Here is a 25345-nt window from a genome sequence, read left to right as displayed (position 1 = left end):
TCGATCAGGCACTGACCGGCTGCGCACAACCAGCCAGCGCCACTTCCTCTCCCGCGCCCTGCAGCAGTTTCCACAGCCATGGCGGCAGCAGGTCCGGGTCCAGACTGTCGATCAGGTTCTTGATGGCCAGGCCGAGTTCGGTGTCGCCTTCGATCACCAACCGGCGGCGAAAGAACAGCGTATCGGGGTCTTCCTGGCGACTGGCGAGCAGCAGGAATTCCCGCCAGTTGCCGCGAATGGTGACCTGAACCGGCACCTGCTCGGCGATGCGCAGCTTCTGCCCATCGCAACTCAGGCACCAGGCCAGGTTGAGGTCGGCGACTTCCAGGCGCATCCAGTTACCTTCCAGTGCCTCGAAGGCATCATCAGCCAGGGGCTCAGCAAAGACCTGATTGAGGCTGCGCTCCAGCGCGATACGTTGCAGCGCGAACGGGGTTCGCGCAGCCAGCGGCAACAGATGCTCTCCGAGTTTCAACAGGTGCGCCCGAGGCTTCAGCATAATCCGGCCTCCTCGGCGCGCAGCATGCCGGGCTGGCCATGCCAGTAACCGTTGCAGCCGTCGACGGCGAGCGGTGGCAGGCCGCCGTTGCGCACCGCGTCAAATGCCTGCACCACCTCGATCATGCCCGACGCACGCGGGCTTAGCCGCAGCAGCTCGGCCCCGCTGTCGACCAGCGCCGGATAGTCCGCCAGCAGGTTGCTGACCGAGGCCGACAGGGTCTGGATACCATTGATGGTGAACAGCGCCTCGCCCTCCTGGCTCAACAGCGGGATACCTTCGGGATAGTTCTGGCAGCAGAACTGGCAATCATCCTTCGGTCGGTTTTCGGCGCGAGCGGTGAAGCAGCGCGCCGAATAGGCCAGCGGAAGGTGGCCGTAGGCGAAGATCTCGATTTCCGGCATGGCGACACCGAGCTGCGACAACTGCGCTCGCGCGTCGCGGATCATGGTCCCGGAGATTTCCACTGGCGGAACCCAACGCTGCATGCCGCTGCTGACCAGTTCGGCCAGTGCATGGCCGTTGTAGAGGTTGAGCGCCGGACCGCCAACAAAGGGCAAGCCTCTCTCGGACAGGTACTGCACGGCGCCCATGTCATTGGCTTCGACCAGCAGTTCGCCGTTCTCGCAGAGCCGGCGCAGGCTGGACAGCTCCGAAGCCGCCTCGACCAGCGCCAGGCCGGACAGCACCAGCTGCGCCGTCGACTGCTGTTTGAGCTCGCGGGCCAGACCGAGCCAGTCGTCCAGGCCCATGTCGCGGCGCTTGGAACAGACGGTTTCGCCGAGATAGATCACATCCAGCGGCATGTCTGCCATGTCGGCGTAGAAATCGAGGGTGTGCTGGCGATCCCAATAGAACAGCACGGGGCCTAGGCTGAGTTTCATAACTGCTCCTTGCTGAAGAGGTTCACTGCCACGCCCGGTGGTAGGCGCCGAGGGTCGTTTGCGAGCCCTCCGACAAGCCGTCGAGCACGTCACGCCAGCCGGGCTGCACGGCATAACGCTGCGGCGCCTGCAGATAGGCATCGAGCGCCGAGCGCCAGACGCGGGTGACCTGCTCGACATAGGCGGGGCTGCGTTGCCGCCCCTCGATCTTCATCGCCGTGACGCCGATGTTGGCCAGCTCCGGAATAAGGTCGAGGGTATTCAGGCTGGTGGGCTCCTCCAGTGCATGGAAGCGCTCGCCGTTGACCATGAAGCGGCCCTTGCAAAGCGTCGGATAGCCGGCTGATTCGCCTTCGGCATAACGGTCGATGAGCACGTTGTTCAGCCGCGAAGTCAGCCCTTCCGGCTCCTCGCTCCAGCGCACCGCCTTGGCTGGCGAACAGACGCCGCACAGATTCGGAGATTCGCCGGTGAGGTAGGAAGACAGGTGACAACGGCCCTCGGCCATGATGCACAGGCTGCCGAAAGCGAACACTTCGATAGGCACCGGACTGCTGGCGGCGACCTGCTTGACCTGCTTGAGCGACAGCACCCGCGGCAGCACGGCGCGCTTGATGTTGTAGCGCTGTTGGTAAAAGGCCAGCGCGGCGGCATTGGTCGCCGAACCCTGGACCGACAGGTGCAGGTTGAGCTGCGGATGGTGTTTGGCGGCGTAACCGAGCACGCCTGGATCGGCGGCGATCAGCGCGTCGACACCGAGGTCGGCGGCCTGATCGACCGCACGCTGCCAGCGGGACCAGCCTTGCGGCTGGGCGTAGGTGTTGACGGCAATATAGAGCTGGCGACGCTTTTCGCGGATCAACTGCAGCCCCTTGTCGAGCTGCTTCGCATCCATGTTGAGGCCGGCGAAATGACGGGCGTTGGTGTCGTCCCGAAAGCCGACATAAACGGCATCGGCACCCTGCTGGACGGCAGCCTTGAGCGCGGGCAGGCTACCTGCTGGACAGACCAAGTGCATGGCAACTCCTAGACATGCGGAATCATGCGCACCCTGCCTGCGGCAAAGGTGCCCGTCCGGGCCGGACGGAAAGTCGGCAGTCTAGGTAGGCCTCCAGTGGGAGGCATTGATAAGCGTCAAGGAGGCAAAGCTGAGGAGGCGCTCTGAACAGGGCGCCCCGAGCGAAACGAGTCGCCAGGACAGGGTAAAGGGCAGCGCTGGCGGAGGCTCAAGACTGCCCGGCGAGGCAAGTCCCAAGCAGACGCGTGCGCGGCCGGGCGATCAGGCCAGCGCAATGGTGCGCGGCCTCCGTCTCGGACTGGCGTCGCGCTATATCCCTTCGTCGCCCTGAAACTCCTCGGTCGCGCGAACAACGGCGTCCCGCCAGTTGCCGGACTCTTCAGCGAGCAGGCGCATCGCCTTGAGGCTGGATTCGAAAGCCTGCTGATAGTGCTGCGGGTTGTTCTCGCTGGCGGCACGGTCGGCGTGGGCCTGGGCCTCGCTCAGCAGCTGGTTGAACTGGTCATGGTCCAGAGCCATGGAAGTCTCCTGTTGGTGATAGTTGGAGCTTAGACCGCGACACCTCGAAGACAACTCACGCCGACTGGCGGAACAACCGCCAGCGGTATTGCGGCTTGGTCGACCGCCTCATTTCAGTTTCAGCCGCCGCGCCAGTTTGTGCAGGTTGCTCGAATCGACGTCCAGCAACCGCGCGGCCTGCGCCCAGTTCTCTCCACTGGCCTCCAGCGCCCGGATGATCGCCTGGCGCTGGGCGCCATCGACGGCTTCGCGCAACGAAACGATCTCCTCTACTGCGGGCGCGGGCGCTACATCGGCAGCCGGGGCGAAAGAGCTGGCGTGCTCGTTGTCCAGCGCCAGCAGGTCCGGTTCCAGCGTGAGGATTTCGCTGCGCGAGGCGCCCCGGCTGAGCAACCGCAGCGCCGCTCGGCTGATCACGTGCTCCAGCTCCCGGACGTTGCCCGGCCAGCCATAGCCGAGCAATGCCCGTTCGGCAGCGGGCGACAGCCGCATGCTGCGCAGGCCCAGACGCGCACGGTTCAATTCGAGAAAGTAGCCCGCCAGAATCAGAACATCGTTGCCGCGTTCGCGCAGAGGCGGAATCGGCGCTGGATAAACCGAAAGACGGTGATAGAGATCAGCGCGGAAATGCCCGTCACGTACGCTGTCGCGCAAGTTGCGGTTGGTCGCCGCGATAATGCGCACATCGACCTGACGCGGCTTGTCAGCCCCGAGGCGCTGGATTTCCCCATTCTGCAAGGTGCGCAGCAGCTTGGCCTGCACCACCAGCGGTAGCTCGCCTACCTCATCGAGCAGCAGCGTGCCGCCGTTCGCCGCATCGAAACGGCCAGGCCGGTCGGTGGTTGCACCGGAGAAGGCACCCTTCACATGACCGAACAGCTCGCTTTCGGCCAGCGATTCGGGCAACGCCGCGCAATTGACCAGCACCAGCGGTTTGTTGCGCCGCCGCGAGTGACGATGCAGCCAGCGTGCGAACAACTCCTTGCCCACGCCGGTTTCACCCAGGAGCAGCACCGGCAGCTCCGAGTCGGCAACCACTTCCAGCTCACGCAACAGCTCGCGAATCACGGCGCTTTGCCCGAGAATCTCGCCGTCGCCCGGCACCTGTGTGGTTTCCAGCACGTCACTGCGTGCGAGGCGCAGACCGCGGTTTTCGTGCTCCAACCGGGTAATACGGATGGCCGCCTCGATCACCAGGGTGTAGCGCTGCAGGTCGCGCCGCGCGTCGTCGTCGAAAGTCCCTGCGTGCAGTGCATCGAGGGTCAGCGCTCCCCACAGTTTGCCCTCGACGAACAGGCTGACGCCCATGCAGTCGTGCACCGGCAAGGGTTCGCCGACATGCGCATCAAGCAGACCGTCGTAGGGGTCGGGCAATCGACTGTCAGGCTCGAACCAGGTGGGCTCGCGTTGCGAGAGAATCGCCGCCAATCGGGGATGCTGAGCCACCACGAAGCGCCGCCCCAGTGCCTCCTGCACCAGCCCCACCGCCGCCAGCGGGCGCAGCGTGTCGTCATCGAGGCGTAGCAGCACTACTGCTCCACAGCGAAAGCGCTGATGCAGCGTGTGCACCAAGCGTTGCAGGCGAACCGCATTGGGCAGCTCGGTGACAAGATCGGCAAGCAGGGCTTCTTCCATCATGGTGATTACTACCCGTAAGGTTTTTTAAACCCTATACCGCCTGGGTAAATTTCACCAATCAAATTATTTTCCTTCTGATAATCAATGACTTGCCCATGGCACAGGGTTTGCTCCAGTACAAGCAACATCCACTCATGGAACGCCGCCATGACGACTGCACTTACCGACCAAACCCTGGGCAGCCTGGCCTGCCGGATCCCTGGTGCCACACGCGTGTTTCGCCAGTACAAACTGGACTTCTGCTGCGGTGGAGACACCCCGCTGCGCGACGCCGCCCTGCAGCGCAACCTCGACGCCCAGGTCATCGCAGGCGAGCTCGCCGCACTGACGGGGGAACCGGCGACGGAGCCAGACTGGCGCGGCGAGCCCGCAAGTGCGCTGATCGAATTCATCCTCGAACGCTTCCACGAGCGTCATCGCGACCAACTGCCCGAACTCATTCGCCTGGCCAGTCGTGTCGAAACAGTCCACGGCAACAAGCCGGACTGCCCGACCGGCCTCGCCGAGCACCTCTGGAGCATGCAGCAGGAGTTGGAGAGCCACATGCTCAAGGAAGAGCAGATTCTCTTCCCCATGCTGCAACGCAACACTCAGCTACCCCAGACCCAGGGTCCGATTGCGGTGATGCGCTATGAACACGATCAGCACGGCGCCGCGCTGCAACGGCTGGCCGAACTGACCAACGACATCACCCCGCCCGCGAACGCCTGCAACACCTGGCGTGCGCTGTATCGCGGGCTCGAAGAACTGCGTGGCGATCTGATGCAGCACATTCATCTGGAGAACAACATCCTGTTCGCCCAGGCACCCGCACACTGAAACGACCTCAACGCTACGGGCCAGACGGCCCGCCCCCTGCAGTACCGGAGGTGCACATGAAAGCAGTCATCCAACCCCTGGCCTGGGGCCTTGCAATGGCGTCGATGCTGGCGCTGGCCAGCGGCGTGGCACTCGACGTGGTGATCGATACCGCACAGGCGACAGGCAGTCACAACGAGCTGGGTACGCGCCCTGCGTTGCCCACTGACATCGATCAGCGATGGACCACCGACAGCGCCTCACTGGAGCGAGACCGAAAACCGCTTCGGTAAGGCATGCGCGGAAGGATCTGCGTCAGCCTAATCCGGCCTGCATCAATACTCGCGCCATGGCATCTGGGCTAGGCTCTGTAAGACTTTTCACTGCGCTCTCGAAGCAGCTTCGGCCTGCCTGTTCGAGCGCAGGTACCGTTCCGCTCTGCAAACATGATTGCAGACGACTCAATTATTAGAAATTAAGGATGCCTTGCATGGTGCTTCACCGCGTACACAACCAGATTCTGCGCAGCCACCACCTGTTCGAACCCCTGAACGACGAACAGATGGACGAGCTGATGAGCGCAAGTCAGTTGCTCAACCTGGACAAGGGCGACAACCTTTTTCATCAGGGCGAACCGGCGCATTCGTTCTATTTCGTGATTTCCGGCGCGGTGAAAATCTACCGCCTCACCCCGGACGGGCAGGAGAAAGTCTTCGAGGTGATCGGCAATCGCCAGACCTTTGCCGAAGCGATGATGCTGATGGACACGCCCAACTATGTCGCCTCGGCCCAGGCTGTCTGTCCGACGCAGGTCTATCGCTTCTCCAATGCGGCCTACATGCGCCTGCTGGAAGCGAACCAGAAGCTTTCCTTCGCCCTGCTCGGCAAGCTCAGCGTGCGCTTGCACCAGCGCATCAACGAAATCGAAACCCTTTCGCTGAAGAACGCCACTCACCGCGTGGTGCGCTATCTGATGACTCAGCTGGCACGCTTGAAGGATGAAGGCAGCAGCTTTGAGTTGCCCATGGCCAAGCAGCTGATCGCCGGCCATCTGTCGATCCAGCCGGAGACATTCTCGCGGATCATCAGGCGCTTGATCGATGAGGAGATCATCACCCAGGAAGGCCGGCAGATCACCATCCTTGATCGTCAACGGCTCGAATCCTTCGAGTAACGCGCCAGCGATACACCTGCTCACCAGCCCCTTGGGGGCAGTTGATGCAGGGGCGCGAACCTCTTGCAACTCATTGATTACCGTCAACCTCTAACAGCAGCAGTGCATGGCAAGCTGGAAGTGAACTAGAGAGGACGCTGCCATGCCCAGATGCCTGTATTGCCAGCAACCCAATCCGCCGCAGGAAGCCGAATGCAGCAACTGCGGCATGCCCCTACCCGCCCTGGCCGACACCGCAGGGGATCGCCGTCAAAACAGATTCTTCTGGTTCTGTATCGGTCTTGCGGTGTTCTGCGCGGTGATGATCGTCTGGCTGCCGCGCAACCTGTTCTAGGCCGTTGGTAGGGTGGATCACGCCTGAACGATTTACCGGGTGGCGATTCACCGGGTAGCGATCCACCGAGCGGTGTGGTGGTGGATGTAAAGCGCGACATCCACCCTTGGAATCACCGTCCCCCGAGGCAGCTTCGGGAGAATGGATAGCGGCATCAAGCTTGGCGGGCAACAGCCGCTCGATAGATGCCTTGGTGCGCTGAAGCCCCCTACAAAACCGCCGGCGTGCTCCGACCGCATAGCTCGGCCATCCGGCAGAGTGGGCTTGCGTCCATCAAAGCAACGTCCTTCCCAAACGGGCAAGCCAGAGTACGGCGCGCCATAACTTCGTAGGGTGGGCTTCAGCCCACCGGTGAATACGTCAGAGTCAAACGACACAGCTGCCCTATAACAACATGGCCTCGGAACACTGCGTCAATGTCGCGGCATGAACAGGCCATGTCCGCAGGTGAACGGCGAGATATCAAGCGGCGCAAAGGCTTGTGGGCGCAAACGGAACGCCGCCCGTTTTACGCTACGGTAGCCACGCCATCTGCCCCAGCCGATTAGCAGGATGGATCACGCCTCACCGATCCACGGGGTGGCGGTCCACCGTGTTGCGATCCACCGAGTGCAGTCACGGTGGATGTGAAAGGCCACATCTACCCTACGGCTGGGTCAGCTGCTTATACAACTGCGGCAGGCGGAACGGCAGTTGCTGCGGCTCCTTGATCAGGGTGTAGCCGTTGGCACCGAACATATAGGGCAGGTAATCGCCGGCTTCCTGGTCGATGGTGATGCAGAACGGCAGCAGGCCATGGCGCCGGGCCTCGAGCACTGCTTGGCGGGTGTCCTCGACGCCGTAGCGTCCCTCATAGAGATCCAGATCGTTGGGCTTGCCGTCGGTGACCAGCAGCAGCAACTTGCGCCGTTGCTTGCACTTGCCGAGCAGCTCGGTGGCTTGGCGAATGGCTGCGCCCATGCGCGTGTAATAACCGGGTTTCAGCGCCTGGATCCGGCCGCGGGTGTCGTCGCCATAACGCTGCTTGAAGCTCTTGAGTTCCTGCATGCGGACCTGCTGTCGACGCAGCGAGGAAAAGCCATACAGCGCGAAATCGTCGCCTACGGCAGACAGTGCTTCGCCGAACAGCAGCAGGCTGTCGGTGATCACGTCGATCACCTTGTGCTCGTCGTCCAGGTGCGCGTCGGTGGACATCGACAGGTCGGCCAGCAGCAGGCACGCCAGGTCGCGACGATTCTGCCGCTGTTCCATGAACAACCCACGTTCGGCGCATTGGCCATGCTGACGCTCGACGTGAAAGTCCAACCAGGCCTGCATGTCCAGCTCCGAGCCCTGGGGCTGACCGCGCAGCCATTGCCGATCATTTCGCAGGTGTTCGAACTGCCGGCGCAGCTTGCGCGCCAGCGGGCTCAGCCGCAGCGGCAGGCCCATGGGTTCGGAGCCTCGCGGCAGCATCATCTGCAGGCTGACGAAGTTCTCCTGCATGTGCTGTTTGCGGTAATCCCATTCAGGCAGTTTGATGCCATCGCCCAGCGGAATGTCATCGACGTCCGCGGGCGGAAGATCGAGATGCAGTTTGAGGCCGCCGCCCTTGCGCATGCGCTGACGCGACATGGCAATCTCGTCGAGGTCCTCGGCGACGCGGGAAGCGTCCTCGTTTTCGCTGTCGTCACCCTGACGATCAAGCTCGACATGCTCGGACCAGCTGAACAGGTTTTCCAGACGGAACAGCATCAGGCCGCCCTTGCTGGTGCTGTCCTCGACACGCTTGGCGCGCTTGCGCATGCCCTTCTGCTCGGTAGGCGGGGCCTGCAGGTTGTTGTCCTGATCTTCTTCAGCGAGTTCGGTGGCCTGCGGCACGCCGAGATTTTCCGCCGGGTACAGCCACATGGGCAGCGGCCAGGGGGCCACTTCGCTACGCGGAAATTGCTGAACACTGCCCGGCTCCCGCAGGGCCTGGCAGATGGCACGCTCCAGCGCACCCTCCGCGCGGGGCAGCGTATCCGGGTCGGGGCGCAGCTGCAGATGCGCCTCGACCAAGCGCGCGTAGCGAGGCTGCATGGCCGGAAAACGCTCGAGGATGACCTGCGTCCAGCGTTGGTTGTCACGCGCCCAATGGCGCATCTCGCCAGCCTGCGCCGCAAGCAGCGCCAGCCAGCGATAGAGATCCTGGTTGAGTGAAACGTCGGGGTAGACCGCAAGGTTTTGTGGCAGCCGCAGGTTGCTGGCATCGCACCAGGCGACCGGCAGCTGTTTGCAGGTACCGGCAACCTGTTGGAGCAGCGTCCGACGCAGCATCAGATCGCGCGCGTTGGCCGCTTCGACACCAATACCGCTGGCACCGCCCATGGCGCGAAACAGCACCGACAGTGGCCGTTGCATGCTTTCCAACGAAACGCTGGCGTCGGGAAAGTCCGGGCTGGCGCGGCGGGTGATGAAACGGTGCCAGACACTGCCGACCCACTCTTCGACTTCGATGGTAAAGGCCATGACGATCGCTCCGTAGCGGTTTGAAAACAGCAACGGCCCGCTGTGTCAGCCGGGCCGTCAGTTACATCGGTGCCTTGCCTCAGGCCGCAACCGCGGCCGCGGGCACATCAGCGGTTACCCGCCCACGCTGCCTGAAGCTGCAGAGGTAGAGCACCAGCCCGATGAGGAAAAACACCCCAGCGATCAGCCGCAGCCAGAAGAACACGGCCAGTTGGTCAGCGGTGTTCATGAAGGACATTGCCGCGCCATCAGCCGGGATACGCTGCAACCAGACCTGAACCACGCCAGCAGCGGTAAGGAACAGGGTGATCGCCACCATCGACAGAGTCATCAGCCAGAAGCCCCAGATCTCGATGCGTTGAGCCCGCGCATCCGGTGCTTCACCCAGGCCCCGCAAGCGCGGCATGGCGTAGCTGATCATGGTCATGACGATCATGGCGTAGGCGCCGTAGAAAGCCAGGTGGCCGTGGGCAGCGGTGATCTGCGAACCGTGGGTGTAGTAGTTGACCGGTGCCAGGGTGTGCAGGAAGCCCCACACGCCAGCCCCGAGGAACGCGGTGACGGTCGTGCCGATGGCCCAGAGCGAAGCTGCCTTGTTCGGATGCTGACGACGGCGACGGTTCACCATGTTCAGCGAGAACAGCACCATGGCGAAGAACGGCAGCGGCTCGAGGGCAGAGAAGATCGAGCCCAGCCACAACCACACCTCAGGCGCACCGATCCAGAAGAAGTGGTGACCGGTACCGATGATGCCGGTGATCAGGGCCATGGCGATGATCACGTAGAGCCACTTCTCGATCACTTCGCGGTCGACGCCGGTGATCTTGATCAGAACGAAGGCCAGCATCGAACCCATGATCAGCTCCCACACGCCTTCCACCCACAGGTGCACCACGAACCACCAGTAGTACTTGTCGCGTGCCAGGTTTTCAGGGTTGTAGAAGGAGAACAGGAAGAACACGGCCAGGCCGATCAGCCCCGTCATCATGACCATGCTGATGGCGGTCTTGCGGCCTTTGAGCAGGGTCATGCCGACGTTGTAGAGGAAGCCCAGGGCCACCACCACGATGCCGATCTTGGTGATCGTCGGTTGCTCCAGGAACTCACGGCCCATGGTCGGCAGCAGTTCGTTCTTGGTCATTTCCGCCAGCCCGGCATAGGGCACGAACAGGTAGCCGAGAATGGTCAGCACGCCGGCGGCGGCGAACACCCAGAACAGGATGATGGCCAGTTTCGGGCTGTGCAGCTCGCGGTCCGCTTCCTCGGGGATGAGGTAGTAGGCCGCGCCCATGAAGCCGAACAACAGCCAGACGATCAGCAGGTTGGTGTGAACCATCCGTGCCACGTTGAAGGGCAGCAGCGGGAACAGGAAGTCACCGACGACGTACTGCAGCCCCATGATCAGACCGAACAGGATCTGGCCCACGAAGAGCATCAGCGCAAACACGAAGTAGGGTTTGGCGACGGCCTGCGATTGAAACTTGAGATGCGGATTCATGATGCTCATCTCTCAGCCCTCCCTGTTTGGCGGCCAGTTGTTGGTATCGATCTTCGAGGTCCACTTGAGGAATTCGGCCATATCGTCGACTTCCTGCTCGCTCAGATTGAACTGAGGCATCGACCTGCGTCCGGGCACGCCCAGCGGCTGAGCTTTCATCCACGCCTGCAGGAAGGGCTTGAAGGCCGCATCCTCACCGCGACGGACGAAGACGTTGCCCAGTTCCGGCGCGAAGTAGGCACCTTCGCCGAGCAGGCTGTGGCAGCCGATGCAGTTGTTGTTTTCCCAGACCGCTTTGCCTCGCACCACTGCTTCGGAGATTTCCGACTCGTTGGATCGCTCTGGAAAGGTCTGCTCTGTGTGATAGGTCAGGCCCAGAAATACCAGGAGGAAGAACACGCTTCCCCCGAAGTAGATGTTTCTGGCCATTCCCTTGGTAAAGGTCTCGGACATGGTCGCCTCCTCATGGCGTTGGCGTGGCCAGTTTAAGAAGGGAGCTATCGAAACCTGCTTGATGGCAATCAAGAAAAACCTGAACGCAACACTTGGTCTTTCGCAGGCCCGAACCGTTAGCGTCGGCCGCAGGCTTGCAGTCGGGATTTACCGATAGCCAGGCAAAACGGCGGGTAGGGATTGGATCGGATCTGGATGAAAATGCGGCGGGAAAGGCGGCTGCCAGTGCTGTGTTGGTGGGTTGAAGCCCACCAACCGCTATACCGCGAGCACAGTAGGGTGGAGTCGCTTTTTACATCCACCGAGCTCAGGTTCGGTGGATCGATGAAACGTGATCCACCCTACGATCGGGCTCTCCATCACGGCGTGACGCAGCGTTCCGGTGCTTTGCTTTTTGGGCTGGCGCTTTGCTGAGAGCCGGCGTGCATCTACGGTGCCGCCGGCTACCTAGCCATCAGAAGCTCATCGCCAATAGAATCCCGCCAGCCATCGCCAGCGGCCAGCCAAACAACAGCAAACGCCACATGGGTGGCGCATGGCGCAGCTCCATGAATCCTTCTGTGATCACCCAGGCCTTGACCAGCGCGACAGCCAGCACGGCGCCAGCGAGCAACAACGTCGAGCCGGCGTTCCCCAGCAATACGGTGGCCGTGGACAGAACGGCCAGCGCCAGCCAACACCCGATCAGCACCTTTGAAGCGGACATCTCGGCCTCCTCAGTTGATGACGTAGACCAGCGGGAACAGCAGCACCCAGACCATATCCACCATGTGCCAGTAGAGCACCCCTGATTCCAGCCCCGCACAGTCCTGCGCACTGTAGGCGCGCCGACGACAGCGTTCGGCCATCCAGCCGAGGATGACCAGCCCCAGCAACACATGTAGGAAGTGAAAGCCAGTAAGGATCCAGTACAGGGTGAAGAAAGTGTTGTGCTCGAGCCCCAGCCCGAGCGATGACAGATGGCCGTACTCGTTGAGCTTGAGCACTACGTAGACACAGGAGATCAGCAGCGCGCCGAGCAATAGCAATGCCCCGCGCTGCGGCCGCGCCAGGCGCACCTGCTCCACGGCCAGGGCGGCCAGCAGACCGGAGGTCAGCAGGCTGAGGGTCAGTGCCAGCCCGATCGAGCTGTCCAGCGCCGCACGGCTTTCACGAAACAACTCTGGATGGAGCACTTGAGCTACCGCGAACGCCAGGATCAGGATGGCGAAGACGGTCAACTCGGCGAGGATGAAGAACCACATCGCCAGATCACCGGGCAATCGCCGGGAGAGGCTGGTGCGATCAACCGAAATGGACATCGACCACATCCATCAGCGCCGCGACGGTCTGCGGGTCATCCGACAGCGGCTCGGCCAGGCAAGCCATGCAGGCCTCGCGCGGGCTCATGCCCGAGCGGATCATTCTGGCGGTGAAGATCAGCAGACGGGTCGAGGCAACTTCTTCCAGATCGTGCTGCTCGAGCCGGCGCAACGCCTGCCCAAGCTTGACCACCTGTGCTGCCAGCGCGGCATCGACCTGCGCCTCATTGGCAACGATACGCTGCTCCTCGGCTGCCGGTGGATAGTCGAAACGCATGGCGACGAAACGCTGCCGGGTGCTCGGCTTCATGCCCTTGAGCAGATTCTGGTAACCCGGGTTGTAGCTCACCACCAGCATGAAGCCCGGCGGCGCTTTCAAAGCCTCGCCGGTACGTTCGATGAACAGCTCGCGGCGGTCATCCGCCAGCGGGTGAAGCACCACGGCGGTATCCTGCCGTGCCTCCACCACTTCGTCCAGGTAGCAGATACCGCCCTCACGCACGGCGCGGGTCAGCGGGCCGTCTTGCCACCAGGTGCCCTGAGTGCCGATCAAATGCCGCCCTACCAGATCCGCGGCGCTCAGATCATCGTGACAGGCCACGGTGTACAGCGGCAGGTTTAGCCGATGCGCCATGTGCTGCACGAATCGGGTCTTGCCGCAGCCGGTCGGCCCCTTGATCAGCACCGGCATGCCGTGCCGCCAGGCCTGTTCGAAGAGCACCTCTTCGTTGCCTAGCGACTGATAGAACGGGGCAGTCGTCAAGCCGACAACATTTTCGGGCGCGCTCATTGGCAATACCTCACTGCAGCGGTTGGATTTGTCCACTGCCACGCTAAACGCCGCACCGCTCCCTCTCAAGCCAACCCGCGGCGAAGCTTGATTACGGTCAAGCCCGACTCGAAATGGACGACCGCACGCCTCCGAACGGCCCGTTCTGACTGCGCTTTTTCTCACCAGGATCGGCTTTCTTGCGCTCCCCGCGACACGACGTCACGCCTGGCCCATCCCGGATCGACTCTTGATTGCCATCAAGCGCCTTCGTGCAAAGCCCACCATAGGATGCAAGCGCACACAGCAAGACCCGGGAACTGCCACATCGCCGTTACTAGCAGGAACCGCACGAAGCGGTCAGAGGAGATCACTATGAGCAAACCCATACTGGCGGGCATCATTGCCGGCTTTTCACTGCTCGGCCTGGCAGTTGCCCAGGCTGCGATGAATCCAGAAAACGCCGATGCCGCCTACAAGGGCCAAGCCTCCGCTATCGATCCGGCCAGCGCCCAGGTGGTCCATTCGCCCGGTGCTCCCGACCTGAACGCCGCCGAATTCGAGCAGGCCAAAGAGATCTATTTCCAGCGCTGCGCCGGCTGCCACGGTGTACTGCGCAAGGGCGCCACCGGCAAGGCACTGACCCCGGACATTACCCAGGAGCGTGGACAGGCCTATCTCGAGGCGTTAATCACTTACGGCTCCCCCGCCGGCATGCCCAACTGGGGCACCTCCAACGCGCTGAGCAAAGACGAAATCACGCTGATGGCCAAGTACATCCAGCACACTCCGCCGACCCCGCCAGAGTGGGGGATGGTCGAGATGAAGGATTCCTGGAAGGTGCTGGTCAAGCCGGAAGACCGGCCGAAGAAGCAGATGAACAAGCTGGATCTGCCCAACCTGTTCTCGGTCACCCTGCGTGACGACGGCAAGATTGCGCTGATCGACGGCAAGAGCAAAGAAATCATCAAGACCATCGACACCGGCTATGCGGTGCACATCTCGCGCATGTCCGCCTCCGGCCGTTACCTGTTCGTGATCGGTCGCGATGCCAAGATCGACATGATCGACCTCTGGGCCAAGGAGCCGCTGAAGGTCGCGGAAATCAAGGTGGGTATCGAAGCCCGCTCGGTCGAAACCTCCAAGTTCGAGGGCTACGAAGACAAGTACGTGATTGCTGGCGACTACTGGCCGCCGCAATACACCATCATGGACGGCGAAACCCTCGAGCCGCTGCAGATCGTCTCCACCCGCGGCATGACCGTGGGCACCCAGGAATACCATCCGGAACCGCGCGTGGCGGCGATCATCGCCTCCCACGAGCACCCGGAGTTCATCGTTAACGTCAAGGAAACCGGCAAGGTGCTGCTGGTCAACTATGAGGACATCGACAACCTCACTACCACCATGATCGGCACCGCGCCGTTCCTGCATGACGGCGGCTGGGACGTCAGCCATCGCTACTTCATGACGGCGGCGAACAACTCGAACAAGGTGGCGGTAATCGACTCGAAAGAGCGCAAGATGGCGGCACTGGTCGATGTGGGCAAAATCCCACACCCAGGTCGCGGCGCCAACTTTGTCCATCCGAAATTCGGCCCGGTCTGGGCAACCAGCCACCTGGGCGATGAAACCATTTCGCTGATCGGCACTGACCCAGACAAGCATCCCGATCAGGCCTGGAAAGTGGTCGAGACGTTGAAGGGTCAAGGCGGCGGCTCGCTGTTCATCAAGACCCATCCGAAGTCCAACCACATCTACCTGGACACCACCTTCAACCCGGACGCCAAGATCAGCCAGTCGGCAGCCGTCTTTAACATCGACGATCTAGGCGCAGGCTTTACCGTGTTGCCAATCGCCGAATGGGCCGGAGTGACAGACGGTGCCAAGCGCGTCGTGCAACCGGAGTACAACGAAGCGGGCGACGAGGTCTGGTTCTCTGTCTGGAGTGGCCAGGACGAGCAATCAGCTATCGTCGTGGTCGATGACAAGACGTTAAAGCTGAAAAAGGTGATCAAGGACAAAAGGTTGATTACCCCAACCGGTAAATTTAACGTCCATAACACTCAGCACGACGTGTACTGAGTAAAACCGGGGGGGACGCCAAGATCCCCCTCTAGCCTTGAGGAAGTAACTCATGAAAAAAGTTCTCATCCCACTGCTCGCCCTCGGCGGCGCGATGGTCCTGCAGCCCGCCGTGGCTCAGGACGGTGAAGCGCTGTTCAAGAGCAAGCCCTGCGCGGCCTGCCACAGCATCGACGCCAAAATGGTCGGCCCGGCTCTGAAAGAAGTCGCCGCCAAATACGCCGGTCAGGATGGCGCTGCCGATCTGCTCGCCGGCCACATCAAGAACGGCACCCAGGGTAACTGGGGTCCGATCCCGATGCCGCCAAACCCCGTCACCGAAGAAGAAGCCAAAACCCTCGCTGAGTGGGTTCTGAGCCTCAAGTAACACCCAGGAGGGCATCATGATCAGGTCCCGACACGCAGTATTCGGTTTGGGGCTCACTCTGGTGTCCCTCCTCCCCTTTTCCGCTGCCCTGGCCGATACGCCTACAGCCGCTCGCCAGGCTCAGCTCGAACACCTGCTGGTGCAGGACTGCGGCTCCTGCCACGGCCTGCGTATGACCGGCGGCCTTGGCCCGGCACTGACCCGCGACGCCATCGCCGACAAACCCCGCGACGCTCTGATCGCCACCGTGACCCACGGACGGCCCGGCACCGCCATGCCCGGCTGGAATGCCCTGCTCGACGATCAGGACATCGCCTGGCTGGTTGACCTACTGCGCAAAGGATACCCAAAGCCATGATGCGTCCTACCCTGTTGCTGGCCGCTGCCAGCCTGCTGCTTAGTGCCTGTGCCGGGCAACCGCCGCGCGGCACCGGTGACATGGGCGTGGTGGTGGAGCGCGCCACCGGCGCCCTGCAGATCATCGAAAGCAGCGGCCAGACACGGCTGGCGCGCGTCGAAGGCCTGGGTGATCTGTCCCACGCCTCGGTGGTGTTTTCCCGCGATGAACGCTTCGCCTATGTCTTTGGCCGTGATGGTGGTCTGACCAAGGTCGACCTGCTGCGCCAGCGCATCGACAAACGCGTCATCCAGGGTGGCAACAGCATCGGCGGCGCCATCAGCCAGGACGGCAAGCTGATTGCCGTCGGCAATTACGAACCCGGCGGCGTCAAGGTATTCGACGCCGACACCCTTGAGCTGGTGGCCGATGTTCCCGCCACGCCGCTGGCCGATGGCAGCCGCAACTCGCGGGTGGTCGGTGTCATCGACGCCCCCGGCCGCCGCTTCATCTACAGCCTGTTCGACACCCATGAAACCTGGCTGCTGGACTTCAGCCAAGGCAACAGCCCCGAGATCACCCGTTTCGAGAACATCGGCAAGCAGCCCTACGACGGTCTGCTGACTCCCGATGGTCGCTACTACATCGCCGGCCTGTTCGGCGAGGACGGCATGGCCAAGATTGACCTCTGGCACCCCGACCGTGGTGTCGAGCGGATCATCGACGGTTACGGCCGCGGTGAGGAGAAACTGCCGGTCTATAAGATGCCGCATCTGGAAGGCTGGACGGTCGCCGGCAATCAGACCTTTGTCCCCGCCATCGGCCATCACCAGGTCTTGGTGATGGATTCGCAAAGCTGGAAGCAGACCGACGCCATCGATGTCGCCGGCCAGCCGGTGTTTGTCATGGCACGCCCAGACGCCCGGCAGATCTGGGTCAACTTTGCCCACCCCGACAACGGCAAGGTCCAGGTCATCGACAGCGAGACCCACGAGATCATCGCTCAGCTGGAACCCGGCCCCGCCGTACTGCACATGGAATTCACCGCCCGCGGCGACCAGCTCTGGCTGTCGGTACGCGACGGCAACGAGGTGCAGGTCTGGGACCCTTACACGCTGAAGCTGCTCAAGCGCCTGCCGGCCGACAGTCCGAGCGGCATCTTCTTCACCAGCCGCGCGCACGAGACGGGGTTGTGACATGCATATCGATGCTCTCAGCCGCCGCTTGATCGACCGCTTCCAGCACGGTATGCCGCTGTGCGCCGAACCCTACCGCGCCATGGCCGATGCCCTCGAATGCAGCGAAGACCAGGTACTGGCCTGCCTTGAAAACCTGGAAAGCAGCGGCGGCCTCTCGCGCATCGGCCCGGTGTTCGAACACAGCCGCGCCGGTGCCAGCACCCTGGTGGCGCTGGCCGTGCCGGAAGCACAGCTCGAACAGATTGCGGAACTGATCAACAGCTACCCCGAGGTCAATCACAACTACCTGCGTGAACACCGCTACAACCTCTGGTTCGTACTCACCGGGCCGGATCGTCAGCACATCGACGCGCTTCTAGCTGCAATCGAAGCGCAAACCGGGCTTGTCCCCCTCGACCTGCCCATGCAGGCGGCCTACCGCATCGACCTCGGCTTTCCGATTGGAGATACGCCATGACGTCACTCCTCAACGATTTGCAGGCACTGCAGCTGCGGCGCCTGCTCGAAGCTGGCCTGCCGCTGGCCGCGCGGCCCTATCAGGTGCTGGCCGAGCGCATCGGCGCCAGTGAGGAGGCGGTGCTTGATCAGGTCCGCCGCTGGAGCGAGAGCGGACTGTTTCGCCGCGTGGGCCTGGTGCTCAAGCACCGCGCCATGGGCTTTCGCGCCAACGCCATGCTGGTGATGAACATTCCTGATGATCAGGTCGATGAGGTCGGCCGCAAACTTGGCCAGGCCGCAGGCGTGAACCTCTGTTACCAACGCCCGCGGCGACTGCCTGACTGGCCTTACAACCTGTTCTGCATGGTTCACGGCCGCGAACGCGAGCAGGTGTGCCGCCTGATCGACGAGATGCTCGCCGAGCGCGGGCTCAGTGATGTACCGCATCAACTGCTGTTCAGCACCCGCGCCTTCAAGCAGTGTGGCGGCCGCTACGCACCGCCCGCCGCGCTGGAGCGCGCCCATGGATGAGCTGGACCGCCGCCTGATCAATCGTCTTCAGCATGGCCTGCCGCTGGTCCGTCATCCGTGGCAGGAACTGGCCGAGGAGCTGGGCGCAGGCCCGCAGACGCTGCGCGAGCGCGTCCAGGCCCTGCTCGACGATGGCACGCTGACCCGCTTCGGGCCGATGTTCGACATCGAGCGACTGGGCGGCGCCTTCACTCTCGCTGCATTGTCGGTGCCCGAAGATCGTTTCGATACGGTCGCCGAACTGCTGGCAGCGATGCCTGAAGTGGCGCACAACTACCGCCGCGAACACGCCTGGAACATGTGGTTCGTGCTTGGCTGCGCCACCCCGCAAGGCATCGCCGACACCATTGCGCGGATCGAAGCGCAGACCAGCCTGCCGGTGCTTAACCTGCCCAAGGAGGAGACTTACCATGTCGGCTTGCACTTCGCCGTTTGACTCCTCCGAGCGGGACGAGCTAGCCCAACGCCTGGTTGCGCTCACCGAGGGCGGTCTGCCGCTGGTCGAGGATCCCTGGGGCTGGCTGGCCGAGCGATTGGAGATCAGTGCTGACGCCACCCTTGAGCTCCTGCAGCAGCTGCAGACCGAGGGTGCAATCCGCCGCATCGCCGCCGTGCCCAACCATTACCGCCTCGGCTACCGGCACAACGGCATGACCGTCTGGGACGTGGACGATGCCGAAATTGCCCGCCTTGGTCCGCTGATCGGCGCGCAACCCTTCGTCAGCCATTGCTACCGTCGCCCGCGCCAGGAAGGCTGGCACTACAACCTGTTTGCCATGGTGCATGGACGCAGTGCCGAGGAGATCGACGTCTATCGCGCCGAGATCCGTGAGCTGCTCGGCAGCGCCTGCCGCGCCGATGAAATGCTGGTCAGCAGCCGCATCCTCAAGAAAACCGGACTGCGTGTCAGCAGTCGTCGCTAGGGCGACGCGCGTGCCCCTGTAGGGTGGGCCGGGCGGCGCTCCGCTTCAGCCCACCGTCACCATGTGCTGTGCTGGTGGGCTGAAGCCCACCCTACGAAATGCCCGGACTCACGACAGTATCGGTAATGCTCATCTGCGCATCATTGAGGTTCCTGGGGACGGCTTTCTGGCCTCTACCGCGGTTGATGAGCAGACGTTTGCTTTGTGAAGACAGCCAGAAACAGCTCGCTTTCGAACAAGCGGTGCATACCCCTGCCAGGACCATGGCTTTTATTGTTTCCAGTCAAGGATTGGCGAGTGTCGCTCGGGGATGCTGCATCCACAGACCGCGCAACCAAGCGTGATGCGGCAGGAGAAAGCACATGTTGAGAATCAGCCATTACCTGCGTGCCCTCGCCCGGCCCGCCATGCCGGTACTGGGCGCACGCAGCACCGGTGGCGCACGGCCGCCGGTGGTGATCTGGAACCTGCTGCGGCGCTGTAACCTGACCTGCAAGCACTGCTACGCCACCTCCGCCGACAGCGTATTTCGCGACGAGCTGGACACCACCGAAGCCCTCAAGGTCATCGACGATCTGCACGAAGCCGGTGTCCGCGTACTGATCCTTTCCGGCGGCGAACCGCTGCTGCGCGACGACATCTTCGAGCTGTCCGAGTACGCGCGCCAGCGCGGCTTCTTCGTTGCACTGTCGACCAACGGCACGCTGATCGACGAGCAGAACATCGAGCAGATCGCCGCCGCGAAGTATGACTACGTCGGCATCAGCATCGACGGCCTGGAAGCGGTGCATGACGACTGGCGCCAGCTCAAGGGCAGCTTTGCCGCGTCCATGCACGCCATCGATCTGTGCCGCGGGCACGGCATTCGCGTCGGCCTGCGCACCACCCTGACCCAGAACAACTACCCGCAGCTGCCGGCCCTCCTGGCGCTGATGCGCGAACACGATGTACAGAAGTTCTACCTTTCACACCTCAACTACAGCGGCCGCGGCAAACGCAGCCGCAGCCGCAAGGCCGATGCGCATCACCAGATGACCCGCGACGCCATGTACCAGCTGTTCGAGCAGGCTTGGGACGACGTGCAGCACGGCCGCGAGACCGATTTCGTCAGCGGCAACAACGACGCCGACGCGGTGCTCCTGCTGCAGTGGGTCGAGGCCCGCCTGCCCGAGCACCGCGAGCGCCTGGAGCGGATGCTGCGCGCCTGGGGCGGCAACGCGTCGGGCAGCGGCATCGCCAATATCGACAACATCGGCGATGTGCATCCCGATACCTACTGGTGGCAACACACCGTCGGCAATGTGCGCCGGCAGTCGTTTCGCGAGCTGTGGCTTGACCAGCCCGAGCCGCTGCTCACCGAGCTGCGCCAGCACCCACGTGCCGTGACAGGCCGCTGCGCCGAGTGCCGCTGGCTGTCGATCTGCAATGGCAACACCCGTACCCGCGCCTGGGCCGAGGGCAACCTCTGGGGCGAAGACCCTGGCTGCTACCTCAGTGACCAGGAGATCGGCCTGCCGCAACCGCAGCGCATCCCCAGCATCGCCCTTTGATACCGAGCGCGGCCCCGAGGCCGCCCGAGACCTACCGCCGTCCGATGAGATTTTCAGGAGTTCGCATGGATCAGCCAACCATTCTCCCCGCTGCACTCGGCGCCACGCTGGCCCCTGGCGAAGTCGCCCTCGTCGGCGCCGGCCCCGGCGATCCGGGCCTGCTCACCCTGCGCGCCTGGAGCCTGCTGCAGCAGGCCGACGCGGTGGTCTACGACCGCTTGGTGAGCGACGATCTGATGAAGCTCTTGCCGGCCCGCTGCGTCCGCCACTACGTCGGCAAGACCAGCGGCTACCACAGCCTGCCGCAGCCACAGATCAACCAGCTGCTGGTCGATCTGGCGCAGCAGAACCTGCGCGTAGTGCGCCTCAAGGGCGGCGATCCGTTCATCTTCGGCCGCGGCGCGGAAGAACTCGAATACCTGCTGGCGCATGGCATCAATGGTCAGGTGGTTCCCGGGGTGACCGCGGCCGCCGGGTGCAGCGCCTACGCCGGAATTCCGCTGACCCACCGCGACCTGGCGCATTCCTGCCAATTCATCACCGGTCACCTGCAGGAAGACGGCGCGCTGCAGCTGCCCTGGAACAGCCTGGTCGAGGGCAAGCAGACCCTGGTGTTCTACATGGGCCTAGCCAGCCTCGGTGAAATCTCGCGTAACCTGATAGCCGCTGGCTTGCCGGTCGACACCCCCGCCGCGTTGATCGGCAACGGCACCCGAGCCGATCAACGGGTGGTGCGCTGCACGCTGAAACAGCTGCCGTCGATGGCACAGGAACAACAATTGAAGCCACCGACGCTCACTGTGATTGGTGAAGTGGTCGGCCTGTTCGCGAATCATTCCCTGGAATTCCCGGCGCGTCTCTGTGCTGAGCACAATTCTGAGTCCGCCGTTCTGGAGGCGCTATGCGACTGATTCCCTTCGCCCTGCTCATCCTCTGTGGCGCCGTTCAGGCCGCACCCGAAGTCGTGTCGCTGGATCAGGCTGGCGTGCTCTATGAACAACACTGCCAGAGCTGCCATGGCGTCAACCGCTTAGGCGGCGCCGGGCCGGCACTGCTGCCCGAGAGCCTCAGCCGAATCAAACCCGATGAGGCGCGCGCGGTGATCCACAACGGTCGTCCGGCCAGCCAGATGGCCGCGTTTGGCGACCGCCTGAGCAGCGCCCAGATAGACGGGCTGGTCAGCTACCTCTACCAGCCGGCCGCCACAGCACCGACCTGGAGCGACGACGACATTCGCGCCAGCCACCGCATTCTCGCTGACGTCGCCGCGCTGCCGAGCACACCGCAGCACGGCGCCGATCCGCTGAACCTGTTTGTCGTGGTCGAGGCCGGCAATCATCACGTGCGCGTGCTGGACGGTGATCGCTTCGAGGAGCTGGCTAATTTTCCTTCGCACTTTGCGCTGCATGGCGGGCCGAAATTCTCGCCGGATGGCCGCTTCGTCTACTTCGCCTCGCGTGACGGCTGGATCAGTGTGTACGACCTGCACAACCTGACCATGATCGCCGAGGTGCGCGCGGGGCTGAACACCCGCAACCTCGCCGTCAGCAACGATGGCCGCTGGGTACTGGTGGGCAATTACCTGCCGGGCAATCTGGTGTTGCTGGATGCGCGCGATCTGTCGCTGGTCAAACATATACCTGCCGTCGCTGCCGACGGGACCCAATCGCGGGTCAGCGCCGTTTACACCGCACCACCTCGTGACAGCTTCGTGGTGGCGCTGAAGGATGTGAAGGAAGCCTGGGAACTGTCCTACGCCGGCGAGCCCGACTTCCAGCCACGGCGCATCGAAGCGGCCGACTTTCTCGACGACTTCTCGTTCACGCCGGATTACCGCTACCTGCTGGCCACCTCGCGCAAGGCGCTCGGTGGGCAGGTCATCGACCTGGACACCGGCAAGGCCGTCACCGATATCCCGCTGCCGGGCATGCCACACCTGGGCTCGGGCATCTACTGGAAACGCGGCGGCGACTGGGTGTTCGCCACACCCAACGTGAGCAAGGGGCTGATCTCCGTGCTCGATCTGCAGAGCTGGAAACTGATCAAGGAAATCCCCACCGAAGGGCCGGGCTTCTTCATGCGCAGTCACCTGAACTCGCCCTATGCCTGGACAGACGTGTTTTTCGGCCCGAACAACGATGCCGTGCACCTGATCGACAAGCAGACCCTGGAGGTCGCCCATACGCTACGGCCGATGCCCGGGAAGAATGCTGCCCATGTCGAGTTCACCAACGACGGCCGCTACGCCCTGCTCAGCGTTTGGGACACCGATGGCGCCTTGATCGTCTATGACGCCAAAACACTGGAGGAGGTCAAACGCATCCCGATGAACAAGCCGTCCGGCAAATACAACGTCGGCAACAAGATCGAGTTTGCCGAAGGCACTTCGCACTGACAGCAGCAGATCGGCGGTTGGCTGAAGCCAGCCGCTGTCCTTTTTCATACCAAACTGCTTTCATATCAACCCTTTTGATATGAGCAGCCCATGGACATCGATCTCGCCCGCACCTTTCTCGAGATCATTCGCAGTGGCAGCTTCGTCGCCACCGCCGAGCGGCTGCATATCACTCAGACCGCAGTCACTGCACGGGTGCGCAGCCTGGAGATGCAACTTGGCTGCCGACTTTTCGTGCGTAACCGCGCCGGCGCGCGCTTGACCAGCAATGGCGAGCGTTTCGTCACCCATGCCACCCAGTTGGTGCAGACCTGGGAAACCGCCCGGCGTGATCTGCCGCTGCCGCGCGGCTACGACAAGCTGCTGTCGCTGGGCGCCGAGATCAGCCTGTGCAATCCACTGATGCTGGCCTGGGTCCAGCGCCTGCGCCAGATGATGCCTGACCATGCCTTTCGTAACGAGGTGGCCAGCGGCGAGGAATTGCAGAAGCAGCTAGGCCTCGGCGCGCTGGATGCGGCGCTGGTGCATCAGCCCGAATATTGGCCAGGGCTGCAGGTAGAGCAGCTGCTTGAAGAAAAGCTGATTCAGGTGGTTCACAGCTACGTTCCTGACCCCTACCTGTACGTCGACTGGGGGCCGGCGTTTCGAAGCCAGCATGATCGCGCGCTGCCGGAACACATCCGCGCCGCGCTCTCCTTCAGTCTCGGCCCGTTGGCGCTGCAGTTTCTGCTGCAGCATGGCGGTCGCGGCTACTTCCGCACGCGGGTGGTCCAGCGCTACCTCGATGAAGGCCTGCTCAAGCGGGTCGAGCAGGCGCCGGAGTTCAGCTACCCGGTCTATCTGGTGTATCCGCGCGCCGCCGAGTCGCCGGCGTTGCGGCTTGCCATTGACCTGCTGCGAGAAGCCGCCGAAGAGGAGTACGACTGGTCGCGTTGGAACTACGAAATCTAGCCGGTCGCTTTCGATGAGGTGCTGGCGCTGCGACGGCTCAGTCGCTCAGCCGCTTCATCCAGTTCTGGTACAGCCCGGCGACCAGATCACTCTGGGTGATCATGCCGACCAGGCGCTGCTCGGCGTCGACGACGGGCAGGCAGGACATGCGGCGGTCGGCCAGCAGATGGACCAGATCGGCGAGCTGAGCATCCTCATGCACGGAGACCACCGGCGCGCTCATGATCCCTTCCACGCGCATTTCGCGACCAAACGTCAGCCGCCGCAGGTTGAGCCGTGAGGGGCTGGGCTCGAAATGCTGCAGCAGATCGGTCAGGGTAAGAATGCCCACCAGCTTGCCACTGCCTGCTTCAACCACGGCCAGCGAGTGCAGCCGGTGCCGACGCACGACATCCCAGGCCTGACGCATGCGCGCCGCGGGATCGACCCAGTGCAACTCGCGACACATGATGTCGGCAGCGGCCACCGTGCCCATGCTGCGGCGGATGGCATGGGTTTCGGTGCGTTTGATCAGCTCGACCAGGTCGTCGCGTGTGACGTCGACATACTCACCGAAATCCTCCAGTGCGCGGTCTACGTCGTCACTGGTGAAGCTCATGTGCTCCTCGCCCAACGGGACACTGCCGCTCTGCTCGCCGCTACTGGCAGCGCGAGGCTTGGGATAGGGATGACGCGTGAGGTTGTTGTAGACCAGCGCAGCGGCGATCAGCAACAGCGAGTTGAAGGCCACCGGGAGCAGCAGGCCATAACCCAATTCGCTGATCCCCGGCCCACCGATGGCGGCGACCATCGCCAGCGCACAGCTCGGCGGGTGCATACAGCGCAGCAGGAACAGACAGGCAATGGCCAGACACACCGCCAGCACCGCCGCCGCGACAGTGGGCAAGGCACTCGCCCCGAGGGCAACGCCGATGGTCACGGCAATGAGGTTGCCACCGAATACCGACCAAGGCTGCGCGAAGGGGCTCGATGAGGCACTGAACAGGATCACCGCCGAGGCGCCCGCCGGCGCGACGATGTGCAGCGTAACCGGGCCGCCGAACAGCCAGAGGCCGACGGAAACCATCGGCAGCACCACCAGCCCGACGCCGATCACCGCGCGCAGCCATTCCTTCGGTCCCACGCTCAATGGCACCGGAAAGAAGGATCGCAGCCAGTTGTTCAAAGGGTCTTGCATGGGCTCGGCTTGGAGGA

The 25345-nt window shown here is 63.0% G+C and carries 28 protein-coding genes; 16 read left to right on the top strand and 12 right to left on the bottom strand.

What is annotated here, in order from left to right; genetic code table 11:
• Positions 1–4 precede the first annotated feature (4 nt).
• The 5 genes from ubiT to norR form a co-directional block, all read right to left on the bottom strand.
• A complete protein-coding gene (ubiT, locus tag CXK96_RS05820; protein ID WP_102835557.1) occupies positions 5–499 on the bottom strand; it encodes a ubiquinone anaerobic biosynthesis accessory factor UbiT in 495 nt (164 codons plus the stop codon).
• Positions 493–1383: a U32 family peptidase gene (locus tag CXK96_RS05815; protein ID WP_102835556.1), complete on the bottom strand. Its 891-nt coding sequence runs from the start codon at positions 1381–1383 to the stop codon at positions 493–495. Before CXK96_RS05815 ends, ubiT begins: the two co-directional genes overlap by 7 nt.
• Before the next feature lie 22 nt (positions 1384–1405).
• The gene (gene ubiU, locus CXK96_RS05810) at positions 1406–2401 is read right to left on the bottom strand and encodes a ubiquinone anaerobic biosynthesis protein UbiU (RefSeq protein WP_102835555.1); all 996 of its coding nucleotides are present in this window, start codon (positions 2399–2401) and stop codon (positions 1406–1408) included.
• A 309-nt stretch (positions 2402–2710) separates the two neighbouring features.
• Positions 2711–2920, bottom strand: a complete 210-nt coding sequence (locus CXK96_RS05805) for a hypothetical protein (RefSeq protein WP_102835554.1) — start codon at positions 2918–2920, stop codon at positions 2711–2713.
• A 108-nt stretch (positions 2921–3028) separates the two neighbouring features.
• Positions 3029–4558, bottom strand: coding sequence for a nitric oxide reductase transcriptional regulator NorR (gene norR, locus CXK96_RS05800; protein WP_102835553.1), 1530 nt, complete (start codon positions 4556–4558; stop codon positions 3029–3031).
• A 147-nt stretch (positions 4559–4705) separates the two neighbouring features.
• On the opposite strand from norR, the gene ytfE reads away from it, so the two are divergent.
• The 4 genes from ytfE (at position 4706) to CXK96_RS05780 (ending at position 6864) form a co-directional block, all read left to right on the top strand.
• Positions 4706–5377, top strand: coding sequence for an iron-sulfur cluster repair protein YtfE (gene ytfE / locus CXK96_RS05795; protein WP_102835552.1), 672 nt, complete (start codon positions 4706–4708; stop codon positions 5375–5377).
• A 56-nt stretch (positions 5378–5433) separates the two neighbouring features.
• Positions 5434–5649 carry a hypothetical protein gene (locus CXK96_RS05790; RefSeq protein ID WP_180981496.1) on the top strand — a complete coding sequence of 72 codons (216 nt, stop codon included), beginning with the start codon at positions 5434–5436 and terminating at the stop codon, positions 5647–5649.
• 197 nt (positions 5650–5846) lie between these two features.
• Positions 5847–6530, top strand: a complete 684-nt coding sequence (locus tag CXK96_RS05785; protein WP_102835551.1) for a Crp/Fnr family transcriptional regulator — start codon at positions 5847–5849, stop codon at positions 6528–6530.
• 142 nt (positions 6531–6672) lie between these two features.
• Positions 6673–6864: a DnrP protein gene (locus tag CXK96_RS05780; RefSeq protein WP_102835550.1), complete on the top strand. Its 192-nt coding sequence runs from the start codon at positions 6673–6675 to the stop codon at positions 6862–6864.
• Positions 6865–7509: 645 nt separating this feature from the next.
• Here the strand turns inward: CXK96_RS05780 and CXK96_RS05775 are convergent.
• From CXK96_RS05775 to CXK96_RS05750, 6 genes are all read right to left on the bottom strand, one after another.
• The gene (locus CXK96_RS05775; protein WP_102835549.1) at positions 7510–9354 is read right to left on the bottom strand and encodes a nitric oxide reductase activation protein NorD; all 1845 of its coding nucleotides are present in this window, start codon (positions 9352–9354) and stop codon (positions 7510–7512) included.
• A gap of 79 nt (positions 9355–9433) precedes the next feature.
• Positions 9434–10861, bottom strand: coding sequence for a cbb3-type cytochrome c oxidase subunit I (locus CXK96_RS05770; protein ID WP_102835548.1), 1428 nt, complete (start codon positions 10859–10861; stop codon positions 9434–9436).
• 3 nt (positions 10862–10864) lie between these two features.
• Positions 10865–11305: a c-type cytochrome gene (locus tag CXK96_RS05765; protein WP_102835547.1), complete on the bottom strand. Its 441-nt coding sequence runs from the start codon at positions 11303–11305 to the stop codon at positions 10865–10867.
• A 454-nt stretch (positions 11306–11759) separates the two neighbouring features.
• Positions 11760–12011: a cytochrome C oxidase subunit IV family protein gene (locus tag CXK96_RS05760; RefSeq protein ID WP_102835546.1), complete on the bottom strand. Its 252-nt coding sequence runs from the start codon at positions 12009–12011 to the stop codon at positions 11760–11762.
• Positions 12012–12021: 10 nt separating this feature from the next.
• Entirely contained in the window at positions 12022–12606 is a 585-nt protein-coding gene (locus tag CXK96_RS05755) for a cytochrome c oxidase subunit 3 (RefSeq protein ID WP_102835545.1), read from the bottom strand.
• Complete coding sequence (locus tag CXK96_RS05750; protein WP_102835544.1) at positions 12590–13396, bottom strand: CbbQ/NirQ/NorQ/GpvN family protein; 807 nt, start codon at positions 13394–13396, stop codon at positions 12590–12592. The genes CXK96_RS05755 and CXK96_RS05750 overlap by 17 nt, the downstream gene beginning before the upstream one ends.
• Positions 13397–13750: 354 nt before the next feature.
• Between CXK96_RS05750 and CXK96_RS05745 the strand changes: the two genes are divergently transcribed.
• The 12 genes from CXK96_RS05745 (at position 13751) to CXK96_RS05690 (ending at position 24151) form a co-directional block, all read left to right on the top strand.
• Positions 13751–15460, top strand: a complete 1710-nt coding sequence (locus tag CXK96_RS05745; RefSeq protein ID WP_234484523.1) for a nitrite reductase — start codon at positions 13751–13753, stop codon at positions 15458–15460.
• Positions 15461–15512: 52 nt separating this feature from the next.
• Positions 15513–15827, top strand: coding sequence for a c-type cytochrome (locus CXK96_RS05740; RefSeq protein WP_102835543.1), 315 nt, complete (start codon positions 15513–15515; stop codon positions 15825–15827).
• Positions 15828–15843: 16 nt separating this feature from the next.
• Positions 15844–16185 carry a c-type cytochrome gene (locus CXK96_RS05735; protein ID WP_178114599.1) on the top strand — a complete coding sequence of 114 codons (342 nt, stop codon included), beginning with the start codon at positions 15844–15846 and terminating at the stop codon, positions 16183–16185.
• Positions 16182–17360 carry a cytochrome D1 domain-containing protein gene (locus CXK96_RS05730; RefSeq protein WP_102835542.1) on the top strand — a complete coding sequence of 393 codons (1179 nt, stop codon included), beginning with the start codon at positions 16182–16184 and terminating at the stop codon, positions 17358–17360. The genes CXK96_RS05735 and CXK96_RS05730 overlap by 4 nt, the downstream gene beginning before the upstream one ends.
• A gap of 1 nt (position 17361) precedes the next feature.
• The gene (locus tag CXK96_RS05725; protein WP_102835541.1) at positions 17362–17820 is read left to right on the top strand and encodes an Lrp/AsnC family transcriptional regulator; all 459 of its coding nucleotides are present in this window, start codon (positions 17362–17364) and stop codon (positions 17818–17820) included.
• Complete coding sequence (locus CXK96_RS05720; protein WP_102835540.1) at positions 17817–18332, top strand: Lrp/AsnC family transcriptional regulator; 516 nt, start codon at positions 17817–17819, stop codon at positions 18330–18332. Before CXK96_RS05725 ends, CXK96_RS05720 begins: the two co-directional genes overlap by 4 nt.
• Positions 18325–18768, top strand: coding sequence for an Lrp/AsnC family transcriptional regulator (locus CXK96_RS05715; RefSeq protein WP_102835539.1), 444 nt, complete (start codon positions 18325–18327; stop codon positions 18766–18768). The genes CXK96_RS05720 and CXK96_RS05715 overlap by 8 nt, the downstream gene beginning before the upstream one ends.
• Positions 18743–19255, top strand: a complete 513-nt coding sequence (locus tag CXK96_RS05710) for an Lrp/AsnC family transcriptional regulator (RefSeq protein WP_102835538.1) — start codon at positions 18743–18745, stop codon at positions 19253–19255. The genes CXK96_RS05715 and CXK96_RS05710 overlap by 26 nt, the downstream gene beginning before the upstream one ends.
• 362 nt (positions 19256–19617) lie before the next feature.
• Complete coding sequence (gene nirJ / locus CXK96_RS05705) at positions 19618–20805, top strand: heme d1 biosynthesis radical SAM protein NirJ (protein ID WP_102835537.1); 1188 nt, start codon at positions 19618–19620, stop codon at positions 20803–20805.
• A 65-nt stretch (positions 20806–20870) separates the two neighbouring features.
• Positions 20871–21716, top strand: coding sequence for a uroporphyrinogen-III C-methyltransferase (gene cobA, locus CXK96_RS05700; protein WP_102835536.1), 846 nt, complete (start codon positions 20871–20873; stop codon positions 21714–21716).
• Positions 21707–23200: a nitrite reductase gene (locus CXK96_RS05695; RefSeq protein WP_102835535.1), complete on the top strand. Its 1494-nt coding sequence runs from the start codon at positions 21707–21709 to the stop codon at positions 23198–23200. The genes cobA and CXK96_RS05695 overlap by 10 nt, the downstream gene beginning before the upstream one ends.
• Positions 23201–23290: 90 nt before the next feature.
• Positions 23291–24151: a LysR family transcriptional regulator gene (locus CXK96_RS05690; RefSeq protein ID WP_102835534.1), complete on the top strand. Its 861-nt coding sequence runs from the start codon at positions 23291–23293 to the stop codon at positions 24149–24151.
• Positions 24152–24188: 37 nt separating this feature from the next.
• Here the strand turns inward: CXK96_RS05690 and CXK96_RS05685 are convergent, their stop codons facing one another.
• Positions 24189–25328 (bottom strand): HPP family protein, encoded by a 1140-nt coding sequence (locus CXK96_RS05685; RefSeq protein WP_102835533.1) that lies wholly within the window; start codon positions 25326–25328, stop codon positions 24189–24191.
• Positions 25329–25345 lie beyond the last annotated feature (17 nt).

Source organism: Stutzerimonas stutzeri (assembly GCF_002890895.1).
GTDB classification, from domain to species: Bacteria; Pseudomonadota; Gammaproteobacteria; order Pseudomonadales; family Pseudomonadaceae; genus Stutzerimonas; species Stutzerimonas stutzeri_AB.
This window is presented reverse-complemented; position numbering and strand designations above follow the sequence as displayed.